General features: G+C 44.4%; 24 protein-coding genes. 7 read left to right on the top strand and 17 right to left on the bottom strand.

Translation table 11 applies throughout. The features are described 5' to 3' along the window. Positions 1–23: 23 nt before the first annotated feature. Positions 24–2,213 (top strand): M3 family metallopeptidase, encoded by a 2,190-nt coding sequence (locus V7R35_RS14005; RefSeq protein WP_334015522.1) that lies wholly within the window; start codon positions 24–26, stop codon positions 2,211–2,213. 269 nt (positions 2,214–2,482) lie between these two features. After that, entirely contained in the window at positions 2,483–4,393 is a 1,911-nt protein-coding gene (locus V7R35_RS14000; RefSeq protein WP_334015521.1) for a methyl-accepting chemotaxis protein, read from the top strand. Positions 4,394–4,401: 8 nt separating this feature from the next. On the opposite strand, the gene V7R35_RS13995 is transcribed toward V7R35_RS14000, so the two are convergent. Beyond that, on the bottom strand, positions 4,402–4,989 hold the full coding sequence (locus tag V7R35_RS13995) for a hypothetical protein (RefSeq protein WP_334015520.1): 588 nt from the start codon (positions 4,987–4,989) through the stop codon (positions 4,402–4,404). 138 nt (positions 4,990–5,127) lie between these two features. Beyond that, entirely contained in the window at positions 5,128–5,976 is an 849-nt protein-coding gene (locus V7R35_RS13990; RefSeq protein ID WP_334015519.1) for a hypothetical protein, read from the bottom strand. A gap of 227 nt (positions 5,977–6,203) precedes the next feature. On the opposite strand from V7R35_RS13990, the gene V7R35_RS13985 reads away from it, so the two are divergent. Beyond that, positions 6,204–8,027 carry a cation:proton antiporter gene (locus V7R35_RS13985; protein ID WP_334015518.1) on the top strand — a complete coding sequence of 608 codons (1,824 nt, stop codon included), beginning with the start codon at positions 6,204–6,206 and terminating at the stop codon, positions 8,025–8,027. Between the two features lie 349 nt (positions 8,028–8,376). On the opposite strand, the gene V7R35_RS13980 is transcribed toward V7R35_RS13985, so the two are convergent. From V7R35_RS13980 to rpsJ, 12 genes are all read right to left on the bottom strand, one after another. After that, on the bottom strand, positions 8,377–9,723 hold the full coding sequence (locus V7R35_RS13980; RefSeq protein WP_334015517.1) for a 3-deoxy-D-manno-octulosonic acid transferase: 1,347 nt from the start codon (positions 9,721–9,723) through the stop codon (positions 8,377–8,379). Positions 9,724–9,948: 225 nt separating this feature from the next. Next, positions 9,949–10,206, bottom strand: a complete 258-nt coding sequence (gene rpsQ, locus V7R35_RS13975; RefSeq protein WP_159627389.1) for a 30S ribosomal protein S17 — start codon at positions 10,204–10,206, stop codon at positions 9,949–9,951. Continuing rightward, complete coding sequence (rpmC, locus tag V7R35_RS13970; RefSeq protein ID WP_012516965.1) at positions 10,206–10,397, bottom strand: 50S ribosomal protein L29; 192 nt, start codon at positions 10,395–10,397, stop codon at positions 10,206–10,208. The genes rpsQ and rpmC overlap by 1 nt, the downstream gene beginning before the upstream one ends. Further along, complete coding sequence (gene rplP / locus V7R35_RS13965; RefSeq protein ID WP_014997065.1) at positions 10,397–10,807, bottom strand: 50S ribosomal protein L16; 411 nt, start codon at positions 10,805–10,807, stop codon at positions 10,397–10,399. The genes rpmC and rplP overlap by 1 nt, the downstream gene beginning before the upstream one ends. Before the next feature lie 2 nt (positions 10,808–10,809). Then, positions 10,810–11,514, bottom strand: coding sequence for a 30S ribosomal protein S3 (gene rpsC / locus V7R35_RS13960; RefSeq protein ID WP_014947978.1), 705 nt, complete (start codon positions 11,512–11,514; stop codon positions 10,810–10,812). Positions 11,515–11,523: 9 nt separating this feature from the next. Further along, positions 11,524–11,856 carry a 50S ribosomal protein L22 gene (rplV, locus tag V7R35_RS13955; RefSeq protein WP_071816771.1) on the bottom strand — a complete coding sequence of 111 codons (333 nt, stop codon included), beginning with the start codon at positions 11,854–11,856 and terminating at the stop codon, positions 11,524–11,526. 11 nt (positions 11,857–11,867) lie between these two features. After that, positions 11,868–12,143, bottom strand: coding sequence for a 30S ribosomal protein S19 (rpsS, locus tag V7R35_RS13950; protein WP_012516961.1), 276 nt, complete (start codon positions 12,141–12,143; stop codon positions 11,868–11,870). A gap of 15 nt (positions 12,144–12,158) precedes the next feature. Continuing rightward, the gene (gene rplB / locus V7R35_RS13945) at positions 12,159–12,983 is read right to left on the bottom strand and encodes a 50S ribosomal protein L2 (RefSeq protein WP_334015516.1); all 825 of its coding nucleotides are present in this window, start codon (positions 12,981–12,983) and stop codon (positions 12,159–12,161) included. Between the two features lie 14 nt (positions 12,984–12,997). Beyond that, complete coding sequence (rplW, locus tag V7R35_RS13940) at positions 12,998–13,297, bottom strand: 50S ribosomal protein L23 (RefSeq protein ID WP_012516959.1); 300 nt, start codon at positions 13,295–13,297, stop codon at positions 12,998–13,000. Further along, positions 13,294–13,899, bottom strand: coding sequence for a 50S ribosomal protein L4 (gene rplD / locus V7R35_RS13935; RefSeq protein WP_012516958.1), 606 nt, complete (start codon positions 13,897–13,899; stop codon positions 13,294–13,296). Before rplD ends, rplW begins: the two co-directional genes overlap by 4 nt. An 18-nt stretch (positions 13,900–13,917) precedes the next feature. Further along, a complete protein-coding gene (gene rplC / locus V7R35_RS13930; RefSeq protein ID WP_131093693.1) occupies positions 13,918–14,556 on the bottom strand; it encodes a 50S ribosomal protein L3 in 639 nt (212 codons plus the stop codon). Between the two features lie 18 nt (positions 14,557–14,574). Beyond that, positions 14,575–14,886: a 30S ribosomal protein S10 gene (rpsJ, locus tag V7R35_RS13925; protein WP_010179497.1), complete on the bottom strand. Its 312-nt coding sequence runs from the start codon at positions 14,884–14,886 to the stop codon at positions 14,575–14,577. 546 nt (positions 14,887–15,432) lie between these two features. Here rpsJ and V7R35_RS13920 point away from each other — a divergent pair. Then, complete coding sequence (locus V7R35_RS13920; protein WP_334015515.1) at positions 15,433–17,649, top strand: GspE/PulE family protein; 2,217 nt, start codon at positions 15,433–15,435, stop codon at positions 17,647–17,649. A gap of 138 nt (positions 17,650–17,787) precedes the next feature. Further along, positions 17,788–18,285, top strand: coding sequence for a hypothetical protein (locus V7R35_RS13915; RefSeq protein WP_334015514.1), 498 nt, complete (start codon positions 17,788–17,790; stop codon positions 18,283–18,285). Positions 18,286–18,358: 73 nt separating this feature from the next. On the opposite strand, the gene acnA is transcribed toward V7R35_RS13915, so the two are convergent. Beyond that, the gene (gene acnA, locus V7R35_RS13910; protein ID WP_334015513.1) at positions 18,359–21,076 is read right to left on the bottom strand and encodes an aconitate hydratase AcnA; all 2,718 of its coding nucleotides are present in this window, start codon (positions 21,074–21,076) and stop codon (positions 18,359–18,361) included. A gap of 349 nt (positions 21,077–21,425) precedes the next feature. Here acnA and V7R35_RS13905 point away from each other — a divergent pair, with 349 nt between their 5' ends. Then, entirely contained in the window at positions 21,426–21,887 is a 462-nt protein-coding gene (locus tag V7R35_RS13905) for a cupin domain-containing protein (protein WP_334015512.1), read from the top strand. Positions 21,888–22,064: 177 nt separating this feature from the next. Continuing rightward, positions 22,065–22,811 (top strand): 2,3-diphosphoglycerate-dependent phosphoglycerate mutase, encoded by a 747-nt coding sequence (gpmA, locus tag V7R35_RS13900; RefSeq protein ID WP_334015511.1) that lies wholly within the window; start codon positions 22,065–22,067, stop codon positions 22,809–22,811. Positions 22,812–22,877: 66 nt separating this feature from the next. Here the strand turns inward: gpmA and V7R35_RS13895 are convergent, their stop codons facing one another. Together V7R35_RS13895 and V7R35_RS13890 are read right to left on the bottom strand one after the other, a co-directional pair. Continuing rightward, a complete protein-coding gene (locus tag V7R35_RS13895) occupies positions 22,878–23,879 on the bottom strand; it encodes a branched-chain amino acid aminotransferase (RefSeq protein ID WP_334015510.1) in 1,002 nt (333 codons plus the stop codon). 242 nt (positions 23,880–24,121) lie between these two features. Next, positions 24,122–24,655, bottom strand: a complete 534-nt coding sequence (locus V7R35_RS13890) for a PH domain-containing protein (protein WP_334015509.1) — start codon at positions 24,653–24,655, stop codon at positions 24,122–24,124. Positions 24,656–25,173 lie beyond the last annotated feature (518 nt).

The raw sequence follows: 25,173 nt of genomic DNA, 5'->3' as shown, positions 1-25,173 counted from the left end.
GATAAAAATAGACAGGAAAACTCATGGGTAAATTTAAATCATCACTCACCGCAATGGCGGTAGTGGTAGCACTAGGTGCCTGCTCAGAACAAAAAGCACCAGAAAGCACCAGCACAGAAATGCAGAAAGAAGCGGTATCTGAACAAGCACAATTTGAAAACGTACTGTTGCAAGAGTTTAAAGGGCCATACGGCGGCGTACCTGCCTTCGACAAAATGAACCTTAAAGATTTGAAGCCTGCGCTTGAACAAGCAATGGCGCTTAACATGAAAGAAATTGAAGCAATTGCAAACAACGAAGCGCCGCCTACATTTGAAAACGTAATTGTAGAAATGGAACGCGCTGGCGCAGAGCTTGGCCGAGTATTCACTTATTACGGTATTTGGAGTGCAAACAAATCTAGCCCCGAGTTCCGCGAAATCCAAGCAGAAATGTCGCCTAAAATGTCGGCATTTTTCACCCAAATTACACAAAACGAAAAGCTTTTCGAACGCGTAAAAGCGGTTTATGAGTCGGAAGAGCTAAAGAACTTAACAGCTGAAGAACAGCGTATTACGTGGATGACCTACAACGGTTTCGCACGCAATGGCGCTACGCTCGATGATGAAGCAAAGAAACGCTACGCTGAAATTAATAAAGAACTCGCCACGCTGCATACGAAGTTTTCATCGAATATTCTTGCGGATGAAGAGAACTACGTGACTTACATCACTGAAGACCAGCTTGACGGGCTTCCTGACTCTTTTGTAAAAGCCGCGAAGGCTGCCGCTGAATCACGTGGTGAGTCTGGTAAGTATGCGATTACTAACACTCGTTCTTCGATGGACCCGTTCTTAACTTATTCAACCAACCGTGAACTACGCGAAAAAGTATGGCGCACATACTACAACCGTGGTGACAACGCAGACGACTTCGACAACAATGCCATTATTAAGCGTATTCTAACGTTGCGCGACGAGCGTGTTGAACTTCTAGGCTACGAAAACTACGCCCAGTGGCGCTTAGAAGATCGTATGGCGAAGAATCCAGAAAACGCCATGGATCTAATGATGAAGGTGTGGCCTGCAGCCATTGCCCGCGTTGAGGAAGAAGTGGCAGACATGCAGGCTATTGCTGATGCCGAAGGTGCAGATATCACTATTGCGCCATGGGACTATCGCTTTTACGCAGAAAAGGTACGCCAAGCCAAGTACGACCTAGATTCAAACGAAGTTAAGCAATACCTTCAACTAGATAAGCTTCGTGAAGCAATGTTCTATGTTGCAGGTCGCTTGTTCAACTTTAACTTCACACCTGTTGAAGAAGGCAAAGTACCTGTTTTCCATGACGATGTGAAAGTATGGGAAGTTACCGACAAAGACAGCGGCGAACATATCGGCCTATGGTATTTAGACCCGTTCTCGCGTAAAGGTAAGCGTTCTGGTGCATGGGCAACAACGTATCGCTCGTACACGACCTTTGATGGCAAGAAAACGGTGCTGTCGTCAAACAACTCGAATTTTGTGAAAGGTGCAGAGGGCGAAGCTACACTTATTTCATTTGACGATGCAGAAACGTATTTCCACGAGTTCGGCCATGCGCTTCACTTCTTAGCTTCTGACGTTAAATACCCATCATCTCATTCAGGCGTACGCGACTACACCGAGTTCCAGTCACAACTGCTTGAGCGTTGGTTAACTACCGATGAGGTGATTAATCAGTTCTTGGTACACCATGAAACTGGTGAGCCGATTCCAGCAGAATTAGTAGAAAAAATTAAGAAAGCGTCGACATTCAACGAAGGCTTCAAAACTACTGAATATATGGCTTCAGCCATTATGGACCTTAAGTACCATACTACGGACCCTAGTAAAATTGAGCCAGATGCCTTTGAACGTGACGAGCTTACCAAGCTGGGCATGCCTGAAGAGATTGTGATGCGTCATCGTTCTCCGCACTTTGGTCATGTCTTCTCTGGTGAGGGTTATGCCGCAGCGTACTACGGCTACATGTGGGCAGAGGTACTTACTGCTGATGCTGCTGAAGCATTTATGGAAGCGCCTGGCGGATTTTACGATAAAGAAGTTGGCGACCGCTTAGTGAAGTATTTGTTTGCTGTGCGTAATGCAATGGATCCTGCTGAAGCATACCGCAAGTTCCGCGGCAGAGATGCAGAAGTGGATGCCTTAATGCGAGATCGAGGCTTTCCTATTCCCAGCAGCACCGAAGAATAGTACGTAAAACTATTCACTTATGTTAAAGCCACTCTCTTAGAGTGGCTTTTTTATTGACCTAACAGTCAATTTTAACGCACAATTCAAAGCTCACGATCTATTACTCAAAAGTCTAAACTTTAATATGTTTAGGTCGATAACTAGACTGCGCAGATAACAATAATAATGAAATCGCGCACATTTCATCCGATGATAAATAACACTATGAGACGTTGCGGTGCCTGCAATGCCACGTCATTTTTCAGCATTAACTTACGTGGTCGAAAGTAATGACTTTCAGTATTAAACAAAAACTAATTATATCTTTAATGATTGCGGTGCTTGCCGCTTCTATCTTGGTGGGCTCGATTAGCCAATGGATCGCTCACGATTTGGTAAAAGAGAACGTTGAGACACAGCAACTCCCCTCTTTATTACAGCAAATTGGAAACCGCGTTGACCGAGAAGCAAGTGTGATGCTTACGGTCGCCCACGGTATCGCGTCAAACCCAGACATACTTGCTTGGTCTTCTGAGGGAGCAAACAAGGACGGAGAACAGCGACTACTGAACTTTTTGAACGATGTAGTGGCATTTAACGATTTAACGGTTGCCTCGTTCGTTGATAGACAGACTTACAAATATTGGAACCAAGACGGCTTTTTGCGGGTTTTAAAAAACGATGAATTCGACGGCTGGTTTTTCGCTTACAAAGACAGCGGTCAACCTATCTCGTTAAGTCTTTATAACGAACCTGGACAAGGTTATCGCTTATTCGCTAATTACCAGCAGCTTAATGGCAGAGGTATGTCGGGTGTTGCTAAATCTGTTGACGAACTACTTGGCATCATTAACAAAGTGAAAATTGCAGAAAGCGGCATCGTTTACTTGGTTGATGGCAGCGGTACTATCATTGCCCACCCTGATACAAATCTGCTGGGCAAAGCTAAACTAAGCACTTTGAGTGACAACAAAGCGGCCGGCAGGTTATTAACCAAACAAGACTTTGCCATGACCACGAGCGAACATGACGAAGGCACACTGCTCTTTGCGAGTACGTATGTCGAAAAAGCAGGTTGGTATGTAATTGCGCAGGTACCCGAAAGCGAGCTTTATGCCTCTATAAATGCTGGCAGTCGACAGATTATTCTGTGGTCGGTTGCTATCGCTGGCGGCTTTGCACTGATTGGAATATGGCTAGCCGGCACACTCACTCGTCCTTTAGAATCACTGGCTGATGTTTTCCAACAGTTGGGACAAGGACAGGGTGACTTGCGCTCACGTATTCCCATGCCTGAACAAAAAGAAATTGCACGTCTTGTAGAGGGCTTTAATAGTTTTATTGACCATCTACACGGCACCATTTCTCAAGTGGCCAAAACCAGCCATGCATTAAAGGCGTCTTCGCAAGACCTTGCACAGCAATCTCATCAAACTGAGCTTTCAACCAAGAGCCAGCGCGATCAAACGCTGCAAGCGGCAGCTGCACTTACCCAGATGGGAAGCACTGTACACGAGGTTGCCCAGTCTGCAACACAAGCAGCACAGAACGCGAATACTGCAACATCTAACTCTGCACACGGTCGAAAAGTAACGCAGCGTGCCGTGCATGCTATTACTGGACTTTCGGGGCAAATTGAAGACGTAAGTAACGTCATTCAGTCACTTGATGCCCATACCTCGGCGATAGGCGGCATACTAGATACCATTAGAGGTATTTCAGAGCAAACTAATTTACTTGCGCTAAATGCCGCTATTGAAGCTGCTCGCGCTGGCGACCATGGAAGAGGCTTCTCTGTTGTGGCGGACGAAGTACGCACGCTTGCTCAGCGCGCTGCACAAGCAACTGACGAAATTCAGGTTAAAATTGATAAGTTTCAGCAAGACTCAAAAACAGCGGTATCACAAATGGAGTCGAGTAGAGAGCGTACAGATGATGTTGTAGCTGCAACCAATGAAATTGACCGCCTGCTGCAAGACATAGCTGAAGAAATATCACATATTAATGACGTGAACACTCAAGTTGCTACCGCAACTGAAGAGCAGACTACTGTGGTAGAAGACCTAAGCCGAAATATTAACGATATTAGTGCATCAAGTGAAGAGACATTGAACGCTACACAACTGCTGGTGAACGTGAGTGACAGGCTAGACGAATTGGCCCACGAACTGTCTACCGAAGTAAGCCGTTTTAAATTGTAATATATCGTTTAAAAAGCGACGGCGTATTGAAACGTGAGTTGATTATCAGTGCTTGTGCGCCATGGTAATGTGGCCGAAGCACTGTCTGAATCCCATGATTCTTGCAGTGCACCTATAGTAAGAATATGACTGTTATCATTAAACGGTACTTCAACGTACACCCCCGCAGTAGTACTCGTAGGTAATTGAATTGCACCTGCAATAGGAACACGCATTTCGTGTCGTGGCCGTACTTTGTGACTAAGGCCAACGCGATAGTCTCCTCTGTCCCACCAGCTTACCACCTCAAATTCATGGCTTCTCACGCGCTGAGATAGAACACCATCATCTAATCGCCCCTTGTTGTAATAAACCACAGCTTCTAAGTTGAACTGGCTGGTAAATTGTTGGCTAAAGGCCAGCTGATATTGCTTTTGCTTACATCCTTTAAACTGAATTTTGTTTTTGGTGAGGGTTAACGAGAAAGGATTATCATGGCCGCTGTAACTGTTTAGCCACTGCTCGGCTTTTTCAATCACAGATGCTGTTGCAGCATATGACGTAAGTAGACTAGCGCCCAAACACAGCACTACCAATGGCTTGGTGAGTCGTTGCACTTCTGCTGCCCCTAGCGTTTAAAATAACGCGTTCGTTTAACCTTCGTTTGAGTATAGACAGGAAAGTACGAAGTTGGGTATTAGCCTAATGACGAATAGAGTGCAAAAAATAACTAACTAATTAAATAATCAAAAAATTTAATTTATTACCATTTTCGACAGTGATGCAGGGCGAGAATCGATAGCTTCTTCACTAAACCAATAGTTGCCTTTAGTGTCTGCACACACGCCTTCAACCTGCTTGTAGTCTTCTAACGGCCACAAATTAAGCACTTCAAATTGTGCAGAAGTTGTTGCAAGAAATGCCGCAAAATTTCCAAACGGATCTGAACGATACCCAACCACAACATACTGATTACGGGTACTATCGAAATCGGCCCCTGTTACCACACCTGGTAACCCTTCAATGGTTGCGAAAGCAGAAAGCGTTTGTTGTGCACTAGTCTCGTCAACCTTGTAGATCTTCGTTACAAACGAACGCCAGCTTTTAGAAAATAGCAATAATCCGTTGCCTGTTTTTATCATTGCTTCAGCATCAAAGTCGTGTGCATACGGAATATTACTGGTGACGTCGTTCCCTTGGTACCGAATGTTAAGTGCTTTAATGCTGTTAACGTTATCACGTTGTACTTTGTATATTTCTACCACGTCACGTTTGCCCTTATTGTTGCCTACATCTGCAACGTATAAAGCGTGTTCATCTGCGGTAACTGCTTCCCAGTCTTTATTGGTAACCGCCAACTGGGTGCGATGAATTATATTACCTTCATAATCTAACGTGAAAACAACTGGGGTATTGCCTGAATCGTTAATAGAAAGGAGTGTGTTGGTAGAGCAATAAAGCCCGGAAGTTTCCTCAAGTTCACTTGCAAGCTCAGCAACCTTAGAAATAGTGGCGTTTTTAGATGATTCTTTGTAAATACTGCTGCACGCCGAAAGGCAAATTGCTACAAAGCATATCAAAGAAACATTTATAAAATGGCGCAAACGTTACGCTCCCCAAAAAGAAAAAAGACAAAATAAATAACGCTAACCAGAATAGTATCAGACCTTGCGTCCACAGTAGACACTTTAAAAGCGCAATTCGGCTTGTTGGTCTAAACTGAAGACGTCTACGTATAGTTATTTAATAATTTGTAGCATAAAGTCTTTTTATCACAGTTATTTAGCTTTACGGACGATGCAATACCACTAAACACTTTAAGGATGTCATTTTGTCAGACCCGCTTCTATCCCTTGTAGCTGTTGGCCTACTTTCCATTGGTTGTCAGTATTTGGCCTACAAGATTAGGCTTCCTGCAATTCTACCACTGCTTATCGTGGGCATTATTGTAGGTCCAGTATTTGGCGTATTAAATGCAGATGCACTGTTTGGCAATTTACTGTTTCCAGTGGTGTCACTGTCGGTAGCTATTATCTTGTTTGAAGGAGCACTTACGCTAAAATTCAGCGACATTGCTGGCCACGGCAATATGGTGAGAAATTTGTGCTCAATTGGCGTTGTAGTTACCTGGATTGTTGCCGCTACCGCAGCGCACTTTAGTCTTGACCTTACATGGCAGCTTTCATTCTTGTTCGGTGCCATCGTTACAGTTACCGGCCCTACGGTAATTGTCCCCATGCTTCGTACCGTGAGACCCAAGTCCAATTTAGCCAGCATCTTGCGCTGGGAAGGTATTGTTATCGACCCCATCGGTGCATTGCTAGCGGTATTGGTATTTGAATTTATCGTCGCTTCTCAAGACAACGCTATTACACATACAATCATCGCGTTCGGTAAAACTATTGGTATTGGCTCGGTGTTGGGTTTGGCGTCTGGTTATTTATTAGGGCTTTCAATACGAAGGGGTTGGATCCCTCATTACCTTTTAAACACTGCAGTCTTAACCATCATTTTAGGCGTATTTGCCGCTTCCAATTACGTTGCACACGAATCCGGTCTACTTGCGGTAACCATTACTGGCATGGTGCTGGCCAACATGAAAGACGTGGAAGTTGAAGACATATTAGAGTTTAAAGAAACCCTAAGTGTACTGTTAATTTCTGGCTTATTCATTTTGCTCGCCACAAGGCTTAATCTGCAGTCGGTCATTGATGTGGGCTGGGGCTCGGTTATTGTACTTGCTGCAGTTATGTTTGTAGCGCGCCCGTTATCAGTGTTAGCGTCTTCTATTGGCACTGGCCTTAAACTTAATGAGCTTGCGCTGCTGAGCTGGATAGCACCAAGAGGTATTGTAGCGGCCGCCGTATCAGCACTTTTTTCTTTAAAGCTAGAGGAAATTGGTTACGAAGGTGCAGGTATTATTGTGCCAATGGTGTTTATGGTCATCATTGCAACAGTAGTGGTACAAAGCCTGACCTCGCGTTCAGTAGCACAGATACTTAAAGTACGTGCGCCAGCTCCCACAGGCTATTTAATTTTTGGAGGAAGTAAGTTCAATCGCGCACTAGCGTGTGAAATGATGAATCAAAAGTTAGACGTTACCATTGCAGATACAAACTGGGATGCTATTCGCGAAGCTAGAATGATGAAAATTCCAGTTTATTTCGGAAACCCAATGTCTGACCACGCAGCAAGAAACTTGGATATCGCGTCGTTTGGCACCGTGCTTATCATGTCACCCTATAAGCAATTAAACCCGCTTATTGCCTATCACTTTGAATACACGCTTGATAAGGAAAAAGTGTGGGCATTAACCAATAACGAGCAGTCTACTCGACCTAGCCACCAAGTAAGTGAACAGTACGCTAAAAAATTAACACTGTTTGACGAAGGAGTAACGTACGCGTTTTTAGCGTCAGCCATTTCACGTGGTGCAGCAGTTAAAACCACAAGGCTGTCTGAAGAGTTTAGCTACGAACAATACATTAGCCAATATGGTGAACGTGCAACCCCCCTTATTGCCATTAACAGCGAAGGAAAAAGCTTCACGTTTATCAATGGCAATAGCATTGAGCCTAAAGCAGGTTGGCGCGTGATTAGCTTAATAGCACCCGAGCAAAACTCAGAGAGTAAAGAAAGAGTAGATAAGGCATAAAGTAAGAAAACCTCCTGCCCAATGGCAGGAGGCCTCTCCCTGGAGAACATGCGACACCGTGCTATTAACTATAGCGTTGCTGTTTTTGTTTTACGGAATTCACACTGTCGATGACATACATAGCAAACAGTGAACCAGTTTTTCAAAAGCTTTATCTTTCATAGACTTACTTTATAAGCGAAGAAGAATTAGAAGCATCTTAAGCGGTGACTATATCTTTGTGGTGCACTTCATTATGTTTAACGCACCATTTTAGGGTTTACATTTCACACAACTAAAGTGGGCTGTCAGCGCAATCATACTGCAATTGGTAATCAATTAGTCTCTATCTTTTCTATGCAGATTGCTTTTATATAGTGACGTACTTGCTTATGCATTTAAGCGTTACATCAATAGCACCGCTGTTCTGTTGTAACACCTCTTTCCCTGCACTACCCGCCTTAACTGCCGCTGAAGAATTTTGGATCCAATGCTTTAAGCATGCTGTCATATCGGCCGCATTAGTCACAATTGAAAGTGCACCACACTCAGAGAGGTGTTCGCAAATTACAGGGTTGTTATACCTATTAGGACCCATCATGATGGGTAATGAAAAAGCAGCGGGCTCAAGTGCATTGTGCCCCCCTTTATTAGCAATAGAGCCACCTACAAAAGCATACGTCGCCACGCTGTAAGCGCTGTTCAATTTGCCCATTTCATTAAGTAGCACAATGTTTGTATCGTCAGCTACGCTGATAGCATCAGAGCTTTTGATAAAACGTAATGGCGTGCCTTCCAGTATTTTTTCAACATGAGCAAAACGCTCTGGGTGGCGAGGTACTATGATAACTAACGGCGACGTTGACGCTGTGAATGACAGCGAATCATCGTTTAATAATGCTATTAGCGTTTCTATTACGACGGTCTCTTCACCCTCGTGAGTGCTTCCTGCAACAAATATAGGTCTAGCGGTAGATGAAAGCCCTAAAAAGCCTGGCTGTGTATTTTGACCTGTATCTTGAACCGATGCTGCCTGGTCGAATTTAATATTGTTTGTAAGCGTAAGTTTGTCTTCATTTATGCCAAGCAATTTGTAGTTATTGTAATCACGCTGGCCTTGAGCACACACATGACTAACCTTCGAAAGCATCGGCATAAATAGCTTACTTATCTTGTTATAGCGCTTAGCAGAGCGTTCTGTCATTCGCGCATTAATCACGATAGATGGAATATGCTTTTTCCAGCACGCGTGAATTAAATTCGGCCATAATTCTACTTCAGTAATAAACACCGCTTTTGGCTGTACGCGCCTTAACAGGCGGTTCATAGAGAAAGGTAAGTCAAAGGGTAAATAAAAATGTTGTACGCTATCGCCAAAAATGGCCTTCACACGCGCTGAGCCCGTTGCGGTGGTTGTGGTAATCGTAATAGCAGTGGAAGGATTAAGCGCCATGATACGCTTTATTAAACAAGACGCCGCTACAACCTCACCAACAGAAACACAGTGAAACAAGTACCCGCTCTTTTCATTTGAACGAGGTACAAAGCCTATTCTTTCAAGAAAGCGCGACTTATGCGCCGACTTTTCTTTCTTACTTTTTGCAGCAAGCTGAAAATAAACCAAAGGAATAAGTACCACGAGAAGCAATGAATACAGCCAACGGCATGCTTCTTCTGATAGTGATGGTTTATAGCTGAAACGTTCAGCATCAGACATATAGCGTCCTTGGGTTCTCTATTTACTATTGAGCGTTGAATAACGATATAGGCGTCGACACGCAGACTTCAAATAGTTACAGGATAAAAGAATACCGTGCTTAGTACACCTATGTTTTTTATATAAACACGCAGCTCAGTACTGATAAGCAGTATTCAGGTGGATAACACATACAAAAAAGCCGCTCGAAAGCGGCTTTTTTAAGACTTTAAAAAAAGTTAGCGATTAAACGCCAGCTTTCTCAACAACGTCTACTAGAGTCCAAGTTTTGTTCTTAGACAATGGGCGACATTCACGTACTGTTACTACGTCACCTTGGTTGCACACGTTGTTTTCGTCGTGGGCGTGAAGCTTAGTAGAGCGCTTGATGAACTTCCCGTAGATAGGGTGCTTAACAAAACGTTCAACTACAACAGTAATGGTTTTATCCATCTTGTTGCTAACCACACGACCTTGTACTGTACGAATTTTTTGCTCAGTCATTACGCATCAGCCTTTTGAGTCAGAATGGTTTTAACACGCGCGATGTTACGACGTACTTTTCTCAACTGGTCAGTTTTTTCAAGCTGGCCTGTTGTGTGCTGCATGCGCAGGTTGAACTGTTCGCGTAGCAGGTTAATCAACTCTGCGTTCAGCTCTTCTACGCTTTTGTCTTTCAGTTCAGTCGCTTTCATTACATCACCGTCCGAGTTACAAAGGTTGTTTTAAATGGCAGTTTAGCCGCTGCCAATTCAAACGCTTCGCGTGCTAGAGCTTCAGGAACACCTTCCATCTCGTAAAGAACACGACCAGGCTGAATTTGGCATACCCAGTACTCAACGTTACCTTTACCTTTACCTTGACGCACTTCAAGAGGCTTCTCAGTAATTGGCTTGTCAGGGAAAACTCGAATCCAAATTTTACCTTGACGCTTAACGTGACGAGTCATAGCACGACGCGCTGCTTCGATTTGGCGTGCAGTCATACGACCACGGCCAACTGCTTTAAGGCCGTAAGTACCAAAGGCAACAGTATTACCCGCTGCTAAGCCGCGGTTGCGGCCTTTGTGCATCTTACGGAACTTCATGCGTTTTGGTTGTAACATGATTAGCCCTCTCGCTTAGCGTTGCGGCCTTTCTTCTTAGGTTGAGCAGCTGGTGCTTGCTCTTGAGTTGTAGGTAGACCACCTAGAACTTCACCTTTGAAGATCCATACTTTAACGCCGATGATACCGTAAGTAGTTGACGCTTCAGAGGTTGCGTAATCGATGTCCGCACGGAAAGTGTGCAGAGGAACGCGACCTTCACGGTACCATTCAGAACGTGCAATCTCTGCACCGCCCAAACGGCCGCTAACTTCAACTTTGATACCTTTCGCGCCTAGACGCATTGCGTTTTGAACCGCACGCTTCATAGCACGACGGAACATAACACGACGCTCTAGCTGGCTAGAGATGCTATCAGCTACTAGCTGGCCATCTAGCTCTGGCTTACGTACTTCAGCGATGTTGATCTGAGCTGGCACACCGGCTAGCTTAGATACGTAGTTACGCAACTTCTCTACGTCTTCGCCTTTCTTACCGATTACAACGCCTGGACGAGCAGTGTGAATAGTCACACGGATGCTCTTAGCAGGACGCTCGATCACGATTTTAGAAAGTGAAGCGTTCTTAAGTTGTTTAGTCAGATACTGACGTACCTGATGATCGTTATACAGGTTGTCTGCATAGTCTGCAGTATTAGCGTACCAGGTAGATGTCCATGGTTTGCTGATACCCAGGCGTATACCTGTAGGATGTACCTTCTGTCCCATTATCTACTCCTAGTTATCCGCTACAACCACAGTGATGTGACTGCTGCGCTTGAAGATACGATCAGCACGGCCTTTAGCACGTGGCTTGATACGTTTCATAGTTGGACCTTCGTCAACGAACACTTTAGACACGCGTAATTCGTCGATGTCTGCGCCTTCGTTGTGCTCTGCGTTAGCAATCGCAGATTCCAATACTTTCTTTACTAGCGCTGCGCTTTTCTTCGGGCTGTACGTAAGTAGCTCTAGAGCTTTCTCAACGTGCATACCGCGAATTTGATCCGCAACCAAGCGTGCTTTTTGAGCCGACGTGCGGGCAAAACGGTGTTTAGCTAATGCTTCCATCTTCCTACCCCTTAACGTTTAGCTTTCTTATCCGCGACATGGCCGCGGTAAGTACGCGTTGGCGCAAATTCGCCCAACTTGTGGCCGACCATTTCGTCACTAATAATGACAGGTACATGTTGTCGACCGTTATGGACCGCAATGGTCAACCCAATCATATCTGGGATGATCATAGAACGACGAGACCAAGTTTTGATTGGTTTACGTTCGTTCTTTTCCACTGCAGCCTCTACCTTCTTCAGCAAGTGAAGGTCAATAAAAGGACCTTTCTTGAGAGAACGTGGCATGGTGAATCCTCGCTATTACTTGTTACGACGACGTACGATAAGCTTATCAGTACGCTTGTTGCTTCGGGTTTTCTTACCTTTAGTAGGAACACCCCAAGGAGTTACTGGGTGACGACCGCCTGATGTACGACCTTCACCACCACCGTGTGGGTGATCAACCGGGTTCATGGCAACACCACGAACGGTAGGACGAACACCACGCCAGCGTGTAGCACCAGCTTTACCTAGTGAACGAAGCATGTGCTCTGCATTGCCAACTTCACCAATAGTGGCGCGGCAATCAGAAAGAACTTTACGCATTTCGCCAGAGCGTAGACGTAGGGTAACGTAGTTTCCGTCACGTGCTAGGATCTGAGCGTAAGCACCAGCAGAACGTGCGATTTGAGCACCCTTGCCAGGCTTCATTTCAATTGCGTGTACAACAGTACCTACAGGGATGTTACGCATAGGTAGAGTGTTACCAGACTTGATCGGAGCGCCCGAACCAGACTGGATAGCATCACCTGCTTTCATACCCTTAGGAGCTAGAATGTAACGACGCTCACCGTCTGCGTACAATACTAGAGCAATGTTAGCAGAACGGTTTGGATCGTACTCTAAACGCTCAACTTTAGCTGGAATGCCGTCTTTGTTGCGTTTGAAGTCGATTACACGATAGTGTTGCTTATGACCACCACCGATGTGACGAGTCGTGATACGACCACCGTTGTTACGACCACCAGACTTGCTGTTTTTCTCTAGCAAAGGCGCGTAAGGTGCACCTTTGTGCAGGTCAGGATTAACGACCTGAACAACGTGACGACGACCGGCAGAAGTTGGCTTAGCTTTCAATAATGGCATTTCTAATCCCCTTCTTACTCAGCACCACCGACAAAGTCGATGTCCTGACCTTCTTTAAGAACCACATAGGCCTTTTTCCAGTCGCTGCGCTTACCGAAAGACATGCCGTGACGCTTGGTTTTACCCTTAACGTTCACAGTACGAACACCTTCAACTTCAACTTCAAACAGTTTTTCAACTGCTGCTTTGATTTCAGCTTTGTTCGCGTCTTTAGCTACTTTAAATACAACTGTGTTGTTCGCTTCAGCAGCCATTGTAGACTTTTCTGAAACGTGAGGTGCTACTAGCACCTTCAGTAGACGTTCTTCTTTCATGCTAACGCCTCCTCAAGTTGTTTAACCGCATCAGCAGTCATTAGCACTTTTTCAAATGCAATCAAGCTCACTGGGTCGATGCCTGCTACGTCACGTACGTCAACTTTGTACAAGTTGCGTGCCGCTAGGAACAAGTTCTCATCAACTTCAGGAGTAACGATTAGAACGTCGTTTAGTTCATATTCGTTAAGTGCAGAAATAAGAGCTTTAGTCTTAGGTGCGTCAACACCGAACTTCTCTACAACAACCAAACGGTCTTGACGGATTAGTTCAGACAAGATGCTCTTGATCGCACCGCGATACATTTTCTTGTTAACTTTTTGGTCAAAGTCACGAGGCTTCGCTGCGAAAGCACGGCCACCGCCAACCCAAATTGGGCTACGGATTGTACCAGCACGCGCGCGGCCAGTACCTTTTTGACGCCATGGCTTCTTACCGCCACCACGAACTTCAGCGCGAGTTTTCTGCGCTTTTGTACCCTGACGAGCACCTGCACCGTAAGCTACAACTACCTGGTGAACCAGGGCTTCGTTGAATTCACGTCCAAAGGTCGCTTCGGATACTTCAAGAGCGCTTTGCGCGTCTTTCAATGTTAATTCCATCACTTCACTCCCCAGACGTTACGCTTTAACAGCTGGCTTAACGATTACATCGTTGCCAGTTGCGCCAGGTACGGCACCTTTAACTAGGATAAGGCCGTTCTCTACGTCAACACGTACTACTTCCAAAGACTGAGTAGTCACTTGCTTGTTACCAAGCTGACCAGCCATTTTCTTGCCTTTGAATACTTTACCTGGTGATTGGTTTTGACCAATTGAACCAGGAGCACGGTGTGACAAAGAGTTACCGTGTGTCATGCGCTGAGAACTGAAGTTCCAGCGTTTGATAGCACCTTGGAAACCTTTACCTTTTGATGTACCAGTTACATCAATCTTTTTAGTGTCGTTAAAGATTTCAACAGTGATTTCACTGCCTACTTCAATATCGGCACCTTCGTTGTCTTCTAGGCGGAATTCTACTAGAGTGCGTCCAGCTTCAACACCAGCTTTAGCAAAGTGACCTGCTTCAGCTTTGTTGATGCGGTTAGCTTTCTTAGTTCCAGCAGTAACCTGAAGAGCGCGATAACCGTCAGTTTCCTCAGTACGAACTTGAGTAACGCGGTTTGGGGTCGCTTCAATAACAGTCACAGGGATAGACGTACCATCTTCAGTGAAGATGCGAGTCATACCCACTTTACGACCGACTAGACCAATCGCCATTGTTATAACCCTCTCTTATTAGCCCAGGCTGATTTGAACATCAACGCCAGCAGCCAAGTCCAAACGCATCAACGCGTCAACTGTTTTATCAGTTGGCTCGATGATGTCTACCAAACGCTTGTGAGTACGGATTTCATATTGATCACGCGCGTCTTTATTAACGTGCGGAGAAATCAGAACTGTGTAGCGTTCTTTGCGAGTAGGTAGAGGAATAGGACCACTTACCTGAGCACCAGTGCGTTTCGCAGTTTCAACGATTTCAGCCGTAGACTGATCGATCAACTTGTGATCAAACGCTTTCAAACGAATGCGAATTCTTTGATTTGGCATCGATTAAGCTCCAATCGAAAGAACAAAAAAATTCACCTTTTCTCTTCCATTAATTCCGGAAAGAAAAGATGTGCGTAAACCGATGGTTCCCAATTGGAACCCTGTTCTTTTTTCTAGCACGCTAGCAACAGGCTAATCTATGAAGATAAATCCGTTACTTCGGCAACCACCCTAAAAGCAGTGAGGTCGCGGCTAAAAAGTACATACCCTTATTGGGCAGTGGGCGCGGATTATACAGAAACGCTGGACTAATGCAACAAGAGAATGACTATTAATGTTCAGTAATTAATCATCGTATAATAACACCAACTGATTCGTAGCGGTTACTCAATATTGAGAGTTGGCGATACAAGGTTGTCTTGCTACTAAAGCTATACGATTGTATATGCGCTTTTATACGATATCTTGCGTAATTCATGTTATAACGGACACTTGTAATATCGTTTCGCTACACATTCTCTATACTGGTGTGAATGCAGTGATAACGTATGGAACCGCGATGAATAAAACCTAGGGAATGGGTGTAAACCTTTAAATAGAGTGAATATGGAAGTATTGAATAGCCAACAGGCATTTTCTCAAATAAAACGCATTCTTAATAATCATTCAACGCTTTTAGAAGCCTACAGCGTGTTAGAGCCCATTATCCTTGAGTTATTTGGCGCCCAACGAATGAGTATTTTCCAGCGTCGCCGTCAACACCAAGATTTAGTAGCTCGTTTTAAAACGGGTAAAGAAACCCTTGAGATAAAGGTTCCTATTAGCCCAATGTCTATCGCGGGTTATGTTGCACTTTCACAAAAGTCTGTGGTTATCGACGACCCATACAATCCTTCACTGCTTCACAATATTCATCCGCGCCTTAGGTTTGCAGATAAGTTCGATAAAGATAACGATTTTAAAACACAGAATATTCTTTGCGTTCCTGTTATGAATGCGGGCGTGCTAATGGGCGTCATGCAAATAATTAATAAGGAAGCAGGGCCGTTCAATAGCGACGATCTAAATTTGGGTAATGAGCTTGCTTCTATATTAGGTGACAAATTTAGGTTTGAATTGGGTGGCACCAACAACCCATTCGACCTTCTGGTACACAAGGGCTTATTAAACGAACCTACTTTAGAAGAATTACAATCGTCGTCATCAGATATACGTACTGTAGTACAACGTATTATATCTGAGCACCGTGTAGCTGAGTCGGAAATAGGTAATTCACTGTCTATACATTACCAAGTACCATTTATTCCCTATTTACCAGACAAATACCATAGATTTGAAAATGAAAGTCGCCTTAATGTTTCATACTTAAAGCGCAACTATGTGGCTGTGATTGCCGATGCTCACGATAAACCAATCGTGCTGATGGCAGAGCCAAACAATGCTGCGCTTCTAATGGAAATAGAAAGTGCTATGGGCATAGACAGCTATGAAATAGCGGTTAGTCTACCCAATCTTATTCTTCAGTATTTAGGCGAAAACAGCGGTGGCGGTGGCCCCGGTGAAATGAGCGATATCCTTGACGAGATAGGGTCGTCCACTGAAGATAATGACGAACACGTTGACGAACTATCAGATGACGCTCCAGCCGTTGTGCGACTTGTTAGCCGTATATTACACGACGCTAAGCGCCTTAATGCCTCTGATATTCACATAGATCCCGAGAAAAATGCCCCCACTCGCGTACGTATGCGTGTAGACGGCGTTTGTCGCGATATGAATCAGGTGCCCAATTCGCATCACAGTGCAGTAATAGCCCGTATTAAAATAATGTCGAATTTGAACATTGCGGAAAAGCGTATTCCGCAAGACGGTAAACTGGCATTTAGAATGAACGGCCAGCTAGTAGAGGTTCGTGTAGCCACTATTCCAACCGTGGCTGGTGAAGGCGTTGTGATGCGTATTTTGGCGTCAGGTGGGGCCATGCCGATTGATAAGATGAATCTTGCTCCCAATAATCGTTCTCGCCTTGAAGAGATGATAAAGAAGCCGCATGGAATTTTGCTTGTTGTGGGCCCAACAGGTTCAGGTAAAACCACAACGCTGCACGCCATTTTAGGCTACTTAAACACGCCTGAGAAGAAGATTTGGACAGCAGAGGACCCGGTTGAGATAACGCAGCCAGGTTTACAACAAGTACAAGTAAGCCCCAAAATTGGCTTTACCTTTGCCAATGCGCTTCGCGCCTTCCTTCGTGCCGACCCCGACATTATATTAATTGGTGAGATGCGTGATAAAGAAACCGCCCATGCGGGTATCGAGGCCTCGTTAACAGGTCACTTAGTGCTCTCTACACTTCACACAAACTCTGCACCTGAAACCATTACGCGTTTGTTAGACCTGGGCCTAGATCCAGTTAACTTTTCAGATGCATGTGTGGGAATATTAGCACAGCGACTTGTTAGAACCCTTTGCGGTAATTGCAAAGAAAAATACGTGGCGAGTGAAACCGATATGGCTTTCATTGAACGCCAGTACGGTAAGGAACATCTTGCAGAATTGAATTTGCCCCCCTCGCTAGAACTGTATCGAGCCAAAGGATGTGAAGAGTGCGGCAACACGGGGTACAAAGGCCGAACCGGCGTACACGAACTACTGGGCATGACGCCAGAGTTGCGTTCACTGGTGTATAAAGAAGCCAGCGTAGCTGATATGAAACAGCAAGCAACCCATGATGGCATGCGTACGCTGGTACAAGACGCCATATTCAAAGTGCTCAAAGGTGATACCGACTTAGCGCAAGTGCAGATTGTTGGGGGCGATTAAACCTATGTGAATCACAAGGTGTATTTGCAGATGTGTCTATCTGTTTCGATAGACACACGCCATTACACCTTGCGATAGAACATACATACTTTAAAAACTACATTACCAATGGATTGAACATTTATAAGGAAGGATTCTATGAAAAAACACTTCATAGCGGCTACCGCTGCCCTGTGTCTTGCGACGTCGGGAGCAGCATACGCACAGCAAAAGCAAACAATTGACGGCATGTGGCAATCTGAATATTTACTGATTGCTGAACAAGGTATGCGTGCACTACATGCTAAAGATTATGAAAGGGCACTCGAAAAGTTAACCGAGTCTGCAAAGCTAGGAAATAAAGAGGCGCAATATTACTTGGCGCAAATGTACTTCCAAGGCTGGGGAGTGCCAATCAATTACGAAGAAGGTTGGCTGTGGATGAGCGTAGCAATTGAACAGCGCAATGCTGAGTGGAACCTTTCTTATCGACGTATTAAAAAGGCACTTCCTGAAGAATACGTAAAAGCTCTACAGCCCTATGTGGATGAACATATCGCCTTATATGGAGCTGAAGCACAAGATCTTAGATGCGAAAAACGCGCAGCTGTTGGCTCGAATATAAAACAAGTTATGTGCGAAAAGCGCACATACTAATAGTGTATTTTAATTTATAAAAAAGGGGCTTAAGCCCCTTTTTCAATTCGTAACGTTATTCAATTCTGTATCACTATTTTTTCAAGTACTCTCGAATAACGTAGTGCAGAATGCCGCCATTTTCGAAGTAGGTAAACTCGTTAGACGTATCAATGCGGATATCCATGGTAAATGTGTTCGACTCACCGCTATCAGTGGTCACTGTTACGTCTACTTCTTTTTGCCCACGCTCTATTTTGGCAATTGAATATTGTTCGTTTCCTTTTAAATCGAGTGAAGAAGCGCTATCTCCCTCTTTAAACTGCAACGGAAGAATACCCATACCAATAAGATTTGAACGGTGAATACGCTCATAACTTTCAGCCATAACCGCTCTAACACCCATTAGTGATGGCCCTTTGGCAGCCCAGTCTCTACTTGAACCGGTACCATACTCTTTGCCACCAATCACAACGGCAGGAACTCCGTCGTCTTTATAGCGCATTGCTGCATGGAAGATAGACATGCTGTCGCCACTTGGATAGTGGGTAGTAGCACTTCCTTTTGTGCCGGGCGCCAGTTGATTTTGCAGCCTCACGTTGGCAAAGGTGCCGCGCATCATAACCTCATGGTTGCCACGACGTGAACCGTAAGAATTGAAGTCACTAGGCTCAACACCCTGCGCTTTTAGGTATTCTCCAGCAGGACTGTCTTCAGCAATAGCGCCGGCTGGCGAAATGTGGTCGGTTGTAATTGAATCGCCCACTTTCACCAAGCAACGAGCATTGTCTATCGCTGAAAGAGCTTGTGGCTCTTTACCCATCACCTCGAAAAACGGAGGATGCTTTATATACGTAGATTCAGGCCAGTCGTAAACCGATGTTTTACTTACTTGCAACGAGTTCCACTCACCGCTGCCTTTAAATACGTCAGCGTATTTAGCCTTAAATAAATCTCCAGTAACGTTTTCTGCAATGTACTCCTGAATTTCATCTTCTGTTGGCCAGATGTCTTTAAGATAAACCGGCGCACCGTCGCTGTCTTTACCTAACGGTTCAGTAGTAATATCGATATTCATGTTACCAGCAAGGGCATAAGCAACCACGAGAGGCGGTGATGCAAGGTAGTTAGCCGCCACGTCAGGATGTATACGCCCTTCAAAGTTACGATTACCAGACAATACCGAAGTAACAGTAAGTTTTGCTTTTCGAATGGCGTCAGTAATTGAATCAGGAAGCGGCCCAGAATTACCGATACATGTTGTACAGCCGTAACCCACTAAGTTAAACCCAAGTGCTTCTAAAGGTTTCATCAAATTCGCATCTTCAAGATACTGGGTTACCACTTGCGAGCCGGGGGCTAGTGAGGTTTTCACCCATGGCTTGCGTGTTAACCCCTTTTCAGCTGCTTTCTTCGCAAGCAAACCTGCACCTACCAGAACAGATGGATTTGACGTGTTTGTGCAACTTGTTATCGCTGCGATAACAATTGCGCCGTCCTCTAAATTGAATTTACTTCCTCTAAACTCTACAAACGAATCGTGCGATTCATCAATTTCGTCAGTTGTGCCAAGCCCGCCTTCTGCAACAAAGTCTGCTTCTTCATCCATTACTTTTACGTCAATTTGGCTACGATGCCAGGTCTTGAATTCTTCGGCTGCTTTGTCTAATGCAATTTTATCCTGCGGGCGCTTCGGACCAGCAATTGACGGTACAACTTCGCCAAGATCTAGTTCAAGCGTTTCGTGATACTCAGCATCTTTGGTTGTATCGTCGTGCCATAGACCACTGAACTTAGCATACGATTCAACTAACTTTATTTGTGATTCTTCACGTCCTGTTAGCTTCAAATAATCTAAAGCTACATCGTCGATAGGAAAAATACCGCATGTCGCACCGTATTCAGGTGCCATATTTGCTATGGTTGCTCTATCGGCAGTGGTTAAGTGCTTCAGTCCCGGTCCATAAAACTCAACAAACTTTCCTACTACGCCGTGCGCGCGAAGCTGTTGAGTAATGGTTAATACCATGTCGGTTGCAGTAACGCCTGCTGGCAATTTACCTGATAGCTTAAATCCAACCACTTTAGGTAAAAGCATAGTAACAGGCTGACCTAGCATTGCCGCTTCAGCTTCGATACCGCCAACACCCCAGCCAAGCACACCAAGGCCGTTAATCATGGTTGTGTGAGAATCGGTCCCTACTAGCGTGTCGGGGTAGACGAAAGTGTCATCACCTTCTTGCTTTGTAAAAGCACAACGCGCCAAGTATTCCAGGTTCACTTGGTGGACAATGCCTCGACCAGGAGGGACAACCTTAAAGTTATCGAAGCTCGACTGCCCCCACTTTAAAAATTGATAACGCTCTTTGTTTCGCTGAATTTCAATGTCTGTGTTTTTCTCTAGCGCATTTTCTTCTGCAAAATGATCAACCATTACAGAGTGATCGATTACCAGCTCAACAGGGTTTAGCGGATTAATGGCTTGGGCATCTCCACCAAGTCTATCAACCGCATCACGCATTGCTGCTAAATCTACAATGGCAGGCACGCCAGTAAAGTCTTGTAAGATTACTCGAGCGGGAACAAAAGACACTTCATGGTCGGCATGATTACTGACATCCCATTTAGCTACTTGTTCGATGTCTTCACTGCTAACAAACTCTTCGTCTTCGTGACGTATTAGGTTCTCTAGCAATACTTTTATACAAAAAGGTAATCTGCTTAATTCGTATTTATCGCCAATGTCATTGAAACTAACTGCTTTGAAAGTGTTACCTTCCACATCAAGCTGCGAAAAAGACTTGTATGTCATTGCGCTATCCATCCTTATTGCCTGTTCAGTTTTTGTTTCTTACACTCACTACCTGTGCAAGACGCGCAGTAGTTAATACTGCTGCAATTGTGATGTATTTGTACGCACTACAGATGAAAAAAAGTTCACATTACCTCATAGTTAAAAACACTTAGGTTGCACTCAATACGTTATACTGGGTTTTGATTCACAATTTACATTATTGCAACATTACTATTCTCAAATGAACTAACAGAATGTATTCTGACTGTTGACTAGAACAGCTCTTAACATACTTATTTGGCACGCAAATCATTTAGCCAAAGTAGGATGAGGTAAAAAGGGCGCCCATAATAATAAAGATGTTGCTATGACCCACCCTCTTGTAAAAAGGTATAACCTAGCCCCGCATCCCGAAGGCGGCTTTTATCGACAAGTATTCCGTTCAGAGAATGAGACCTCTTCATATATACATGGTGAAACCAGACCGGCATTAACCCACATTTACTTCCTTCTTTTGAAGGGGAAGGTAAGCCGCTTCCATCGCGTTTTACATGACGAGGTATGGAATCATTACGAAGGAGCACCACTTCAATTGTTTCAACTGCATCAACAACAGTTATGGGAACGAAGAATTGGTGGCCAAGGGAACGAGTATGCAGAGGTAGTCAATGCCGGTAACTATCAAGCAGCACAAAGTATGGGCGAATACTCTTTAGTAGGCTGTACGGTTGCACCCGGCTTTGACTTTGCCGACTTTAGCTTTATTGAAGAACCCGCTATGAAGCAATGGTTAGATATAGCACACCCTGATCTTGCCAAATTTATTTAATATATGCTGTGAATTCCCACCGTGTTTTGCAGTTATGCCGCTGCACTTTTGTCAGTGGTCGAACTGGATTTTTTCGGCCTAATCAAGGATGATACGGAAAGTTTTTTAATATACGTCTGAACGTCCATTTACGGGCTACAAACAGACCTTCACTCTAACGCCGCAGGTAACCCAACTATGTATAAATTGGTACTTATTCGTCATGGAGAAAGTCAGTGGAATCTTGAGAACAGATTCACTGGTTGGCACGACGTTAACTTGACCGACACTGGTGTAGCACAAGCCAAAACCGCAGGTAAGCTACTTAAAGATGCGGGTTTCGCATTCGATCAGGCATACACATCTGTATTGCTACGTGCTATCAAAACACTAAATATAGCGCTAGAAGAAATGGGTCAACACTATTTGCCCGTTGAACGCCACTGGCGTTTGAACGAGCGTCACTATGGTGCACTTACGGGGCTAGACAAAGCAGAGACAGCTGCGAAGCACGGCGAAGAACAAGTTAAAATTTGGCGCCGTAGCTTTGATATCCCACCTCCTGCAGTAGAAGATGACAGCGAGCATTTCCCTGGCCATGACCCACGTTATAGCCATGTTGATGCAGACATTCTTCCTCGTGGAGAAAGTTTAAAGCTAACTATTGAGCGTGTACTTCCATACTGGCATGACGTTATTCGCCCTGATATCCAAGCAGGTAAGCGAGTGATCATTGCAGCACACGGCAACAGCCTGCGTGCATTGGTTAAGTATTTAGACGGTATGTCTGATGAAGAAGTACTAGGCCTTAATATTCCAACAGGTGTTCCACTAGTTTACGAACTAGATGAAAACTTGAAGCCTATCTCAAAAGAATATTTGGGTGACGCTGACGCCATTAAAGCGATGATGGATGCAGTGGCCAAACAAGGGCAAGCAAAATAAGCTAACCACGTTTAGAAACAAAAAAGCCTGCTTACGCAGGCTTTTTTATTCGTATATTGTTTCTAACTAGTTAGGTACTTTTACTAACCAATTGTGGGTATCTTCAGCTTTACCCCATTGAATATCATTAAGCGCCTGTCTTAATTTCATAGTAACAGGGCCTGCTTCACCGCTTCCCACCTGATATTCTTTATCATTATGGATAAAGGTACCTACCGGAGTAAGAACAGCAGCCGTACCAGAAAGCGCAGCTTCAGTATTTGGCTTTGCTGAGCGCTCTAGTAGTTCATCAACTGTAATATCACGTTCACTTACTTTCATGCCGTGATCTTTAGCAATTTGAAGAACCGTTGCGCGAGTAACACCGTGTAAGAAGGTAGAGTCTAGACCTTTGGTGATTATCTCATCGCCATCAATAAGTAAGAAGTTTGCTGCACCCGTTTCTTGAACATCGCCATTCGGACAAAATAGAATTTGGTCAGCCTGAACTTCTGCACGAGCTTTAAGAATAGGAGGTAAAGCACTGGCGTAGTTACCGCCACTTTTTACCATTCCCATATGAGGGGCACATCGCATTCCCGTTTCATCTAATAACAAGCGAAGTGGCTTAGCGCCGCCCGCAAAGTAATCGCCAACAGGAGACAACAATACATATAACATTGAGCTTGCAGAAGGAGCTGCAGCCTTACCAATAGAAGCTTCTGTACCAATATGAGTAGGACGAATATACATAGAACCTGGAGGTTCAGGTACTTCTGAGGCGTACTTAGCAACAATATCGATGATCATTTTCTCAACTTGTGCTTTGTCTATTTCAGGCAAGTTAAGAAGGCGACTACTTTGAGCAAAGCGCTCAATATTCTTATCCATTCTAAAAATATTGATACTGCCATCTTCGTGCTTAAACGCTTTTAAGCCCTCAAAGCACGTACTTGAATAATGAAGTACATGGGCACCAGGGTGCATCTGAATACTGTCTGCGCTGACAAATTCGGTGTCAGTCCACTTATCGTTGACAAAGGTAGTTAGTGCCATTTGTGGCATAAATACTGTACCGAATACGGCCATTAGTTCGTCCTATTTACTTCACTATTTATTAATCGTGGTAGTTTACCAAAAAACACACAGTTTTCTAAAAGTTAGTCGACTGAATTAGCGGTTTTATTTAACAACACTGTGTAGAAATACTGACGGCAGTTTAGAAAACAGAACCAAAATGCGTAAGGCAACTTTATCCGCCTTTAGGCATTACTCTGTAAGCCGTGTTGCAGGTGCATCTATATTTCTAGAATTATTACCTCTGCACGGTGTTATTTACTCTCTAGTGCTTTCTCTAGTAAAAGCTCTATACGTTTTACGCTTTCTATCAACTCTTTCATATCGCTGCTTTCATCAGTGTTTTGTTCTGGCACTACACTAGTACTTGTTAACAACTTATCTTTTTGCGCCAAAATAGTTTCTCTAAACGTATCTGCGTCATTGATGCCAATTAGTGAAACCAAAGCGCCTTGCGCAGATTGCCCTGCAGTTTCAAAAGACAGCCGATACAAGTTAAACACTCGCATTAATGGGCCCTGCACCATAGCAACATCTGTTATTTTCTCTAGAGGAATAGACTTTTCTTCTTTGTTAAACACGCCACGCTTCACCACTATTTTTCTTTCGGTCACTATGGCAGACATAGCAGCAAGCACTTTACTACTGATCAGGAAGAAAATAGGGATAGAGATAATTAAGAAAGGAATACCCACAATACTTATAGTAGATACCAACAATAGACTTATAAGCCAGTACGTTTTTACTGCAGGGTTAAAAGTAGCATTCAGTATTATTCTTTCAGACATAACAATTTCCTTGTTTAAGTCGCTTTTTCGGTAGCTCGGTAGCTATCGTTAATCTTTACGTGTAGTCAGCATATTTATAGCGAACGACTTTACGTATTTATAAAACCTATTACATTACTCTGCTTATGCCTGAAATGCCTAGCATTGTCTGAATAAGAAATTGAGATTTTTTGTAACGCAGAAAGCAAAAAACCCGCCGTAAGGCGGGTTTCTTTAAATGGGACCTGGCAGTCTGGAGGGCCAGCCCGTCCTACTCTCACTTGGGGTTGGACGCACACTGCGTGAAGAACGCTGCACCGCAGGTGCATGTCGGATGCCTGATGGCATGCGGCAAGTGATGAACGGTCGAGCTCTGCGAGACCATGGGAGCCCCCTTCGGGATGGCTGACCGCGGAGTAGCACGTTAGTGCTAGTCCTTAAAACAAAAAACCCAGCTTTCGCTGGGTTCTTTGTTTTAGAATTGGGACCTGGCAGTGTCCTACTCTCACATGGGGAAACCCCACACTACCATCGGCGCT

The organism is Alteromonas sp. S167 (genome assembly GCF_036864375.1).
Taxonomy (GTDB): domain Bacteria; phylum Pseudomonadota; class Gammaproteobacteria; order Enterobacterales; family Alteromonadaceae; genus Alteromonas.
Note: the sequence above shows the minus strand (reverse complement) of the source record. Positions and strands in the feature narration are given on the sequence as shown.

Bases quoted from the DNA above. Each gene is read 5' to 3' on its own strand.
- V7R35_RS14005 (WP_334015522.1), top strand. From the start codon at position 24: ATGGGTAAATTTAAATCATCACTCACCGCAATGGCGGTAGTGGTAGCA.
- V7R35_RS14000 (WP_334015521.1), top strand. From the start codon at position 2,483: ATGACTTTCAGTATTAAACAAAAACTAATTATATCTTTAATGATTGCG.
- V7R35_RS13980 (WP_334015517.1), bottom strand. From the start codon at position 9,723: ATGTCTGATGCTGAACGTTTCAGCTATAAACCATCACTATCAGAAGAA.
- rpsQ (WP_159627389.1), bottom strand. From the start codon at position 10,206: ATGACTGAGCAAAAAATTCGTACAGTACAAGGTCGTGTGGTTAGCAAC.
- rpmC (WP_012516965.1), bottom strand. From the start codon at position 10,397: ATGAAAGCGACTGAACTGAAAGACAAAAGCGTAGAAGAGCTGAACGCA.
- rplP (WP_014997065.1), bottom strand. From the start codon at position 10,807: ATGTTACAACCAAAACGCATGAAGTTCCGTAAGATGCACAAAGGCCGC.
- rpsC (WP_014947978.1), bottom strand. From the start codon at position 11,514: ATGGGACAGAAGGTACATCCTACAGGTATACGCCTGGGTATCAGCAAA.
- rplV (WP_071816771.1), bottom strand. From the start codon at position 11,856: ATGGAAGCATTAGCTAAACACCGTTTTGCCCGCACGTCGGCTCAAAAA.
- rpsS (WP_012516961.1), bottom strand. From the start codon at position 12,143: ATGCCACGTTCTCTCAAGAAAGGTCCTTTTATTGACCTTCACTTGCTG.
- rplB (WP_334015516.1), bottom strand. From the start codon at position 12,983: ATGCCATTATTGAAAGCTAAGCCAACTTCTGCCGGTCGTCGTCACGTT.
- rplW (WP_012516959.1), bottom strand. From the start codon at position 13,297: ATGAAAGAAGAACGTCTACTGAAGGTGCTAGTAGCACCTCACGTTTCA.
- rplD (WP_012516958.1), bottom strand. From the start codon at position 13,899: ATGGAATTAACATTGAAAGACGCGCAAAGCGCTCTTGAAGTATCCGAA.
- rplC (WP_131093693.1), bottom strand. From the start codon at position 14,556: ATGGCGATTGGTCTAGTCGGTCGTAAAGTGGGTATGACTCGCATCTTC.
- rpsJ (WP_010179497.1), bottom strand. From the start codon at position 14,886: ATGCCAAATCAAAGAATTCGCATTCGTTTGAAAGCGTTTGATCACAAG.
- V7R35_RS13920 (WP_334015515.1), top strand. From the start codon at position 15,433: ATGGAAGTATTGAATAGCCAACAGGCATTTTCTCAAATAAAACGCATT.
- V7R35_RS13915 (WP_334015514.1), top strand. From the start codon at position 17,788: ATGAAAAAACACTTCATAGCGGCTACCGCTGCCCTGTGTCTTGCGACG.
- acnA (WP_334015513.1), bottom strand. From the start codon at position 21,076: ATGACATACAAGTCTTTTTCGCAGCTTGATGTGGAAGGTAACACTTTC.
- V7R35_RS13905 (WP_334015512.1), top strand. From the start codon at position 21,426: ATGACCCACCCTCTTGTAAAAAGGTATAACCTAGCCCCGCATCCCGAA.
- gpmA (WP_334015511.1), top strand. From the start codon at position 22,065: ATGTATAAATTGGTACTTATTCGTCATGGAGAAAGTCAGTGGAATCTT.
- V7R35_RS13895 (WP_334015510.1), bottom strand. From the start codon at position 23,879: ATGGCCGTATTCGGTACAGTATTTATGCCACAAATGGCACTAACTACC.
- V7R35_RS13890 (WP_334015509.1), bottom strand. From the start codon at position 24,655: ATGTCTGAAAGAATAATACTGAATGCTACTTTTAACCCTGCAGTAAAA.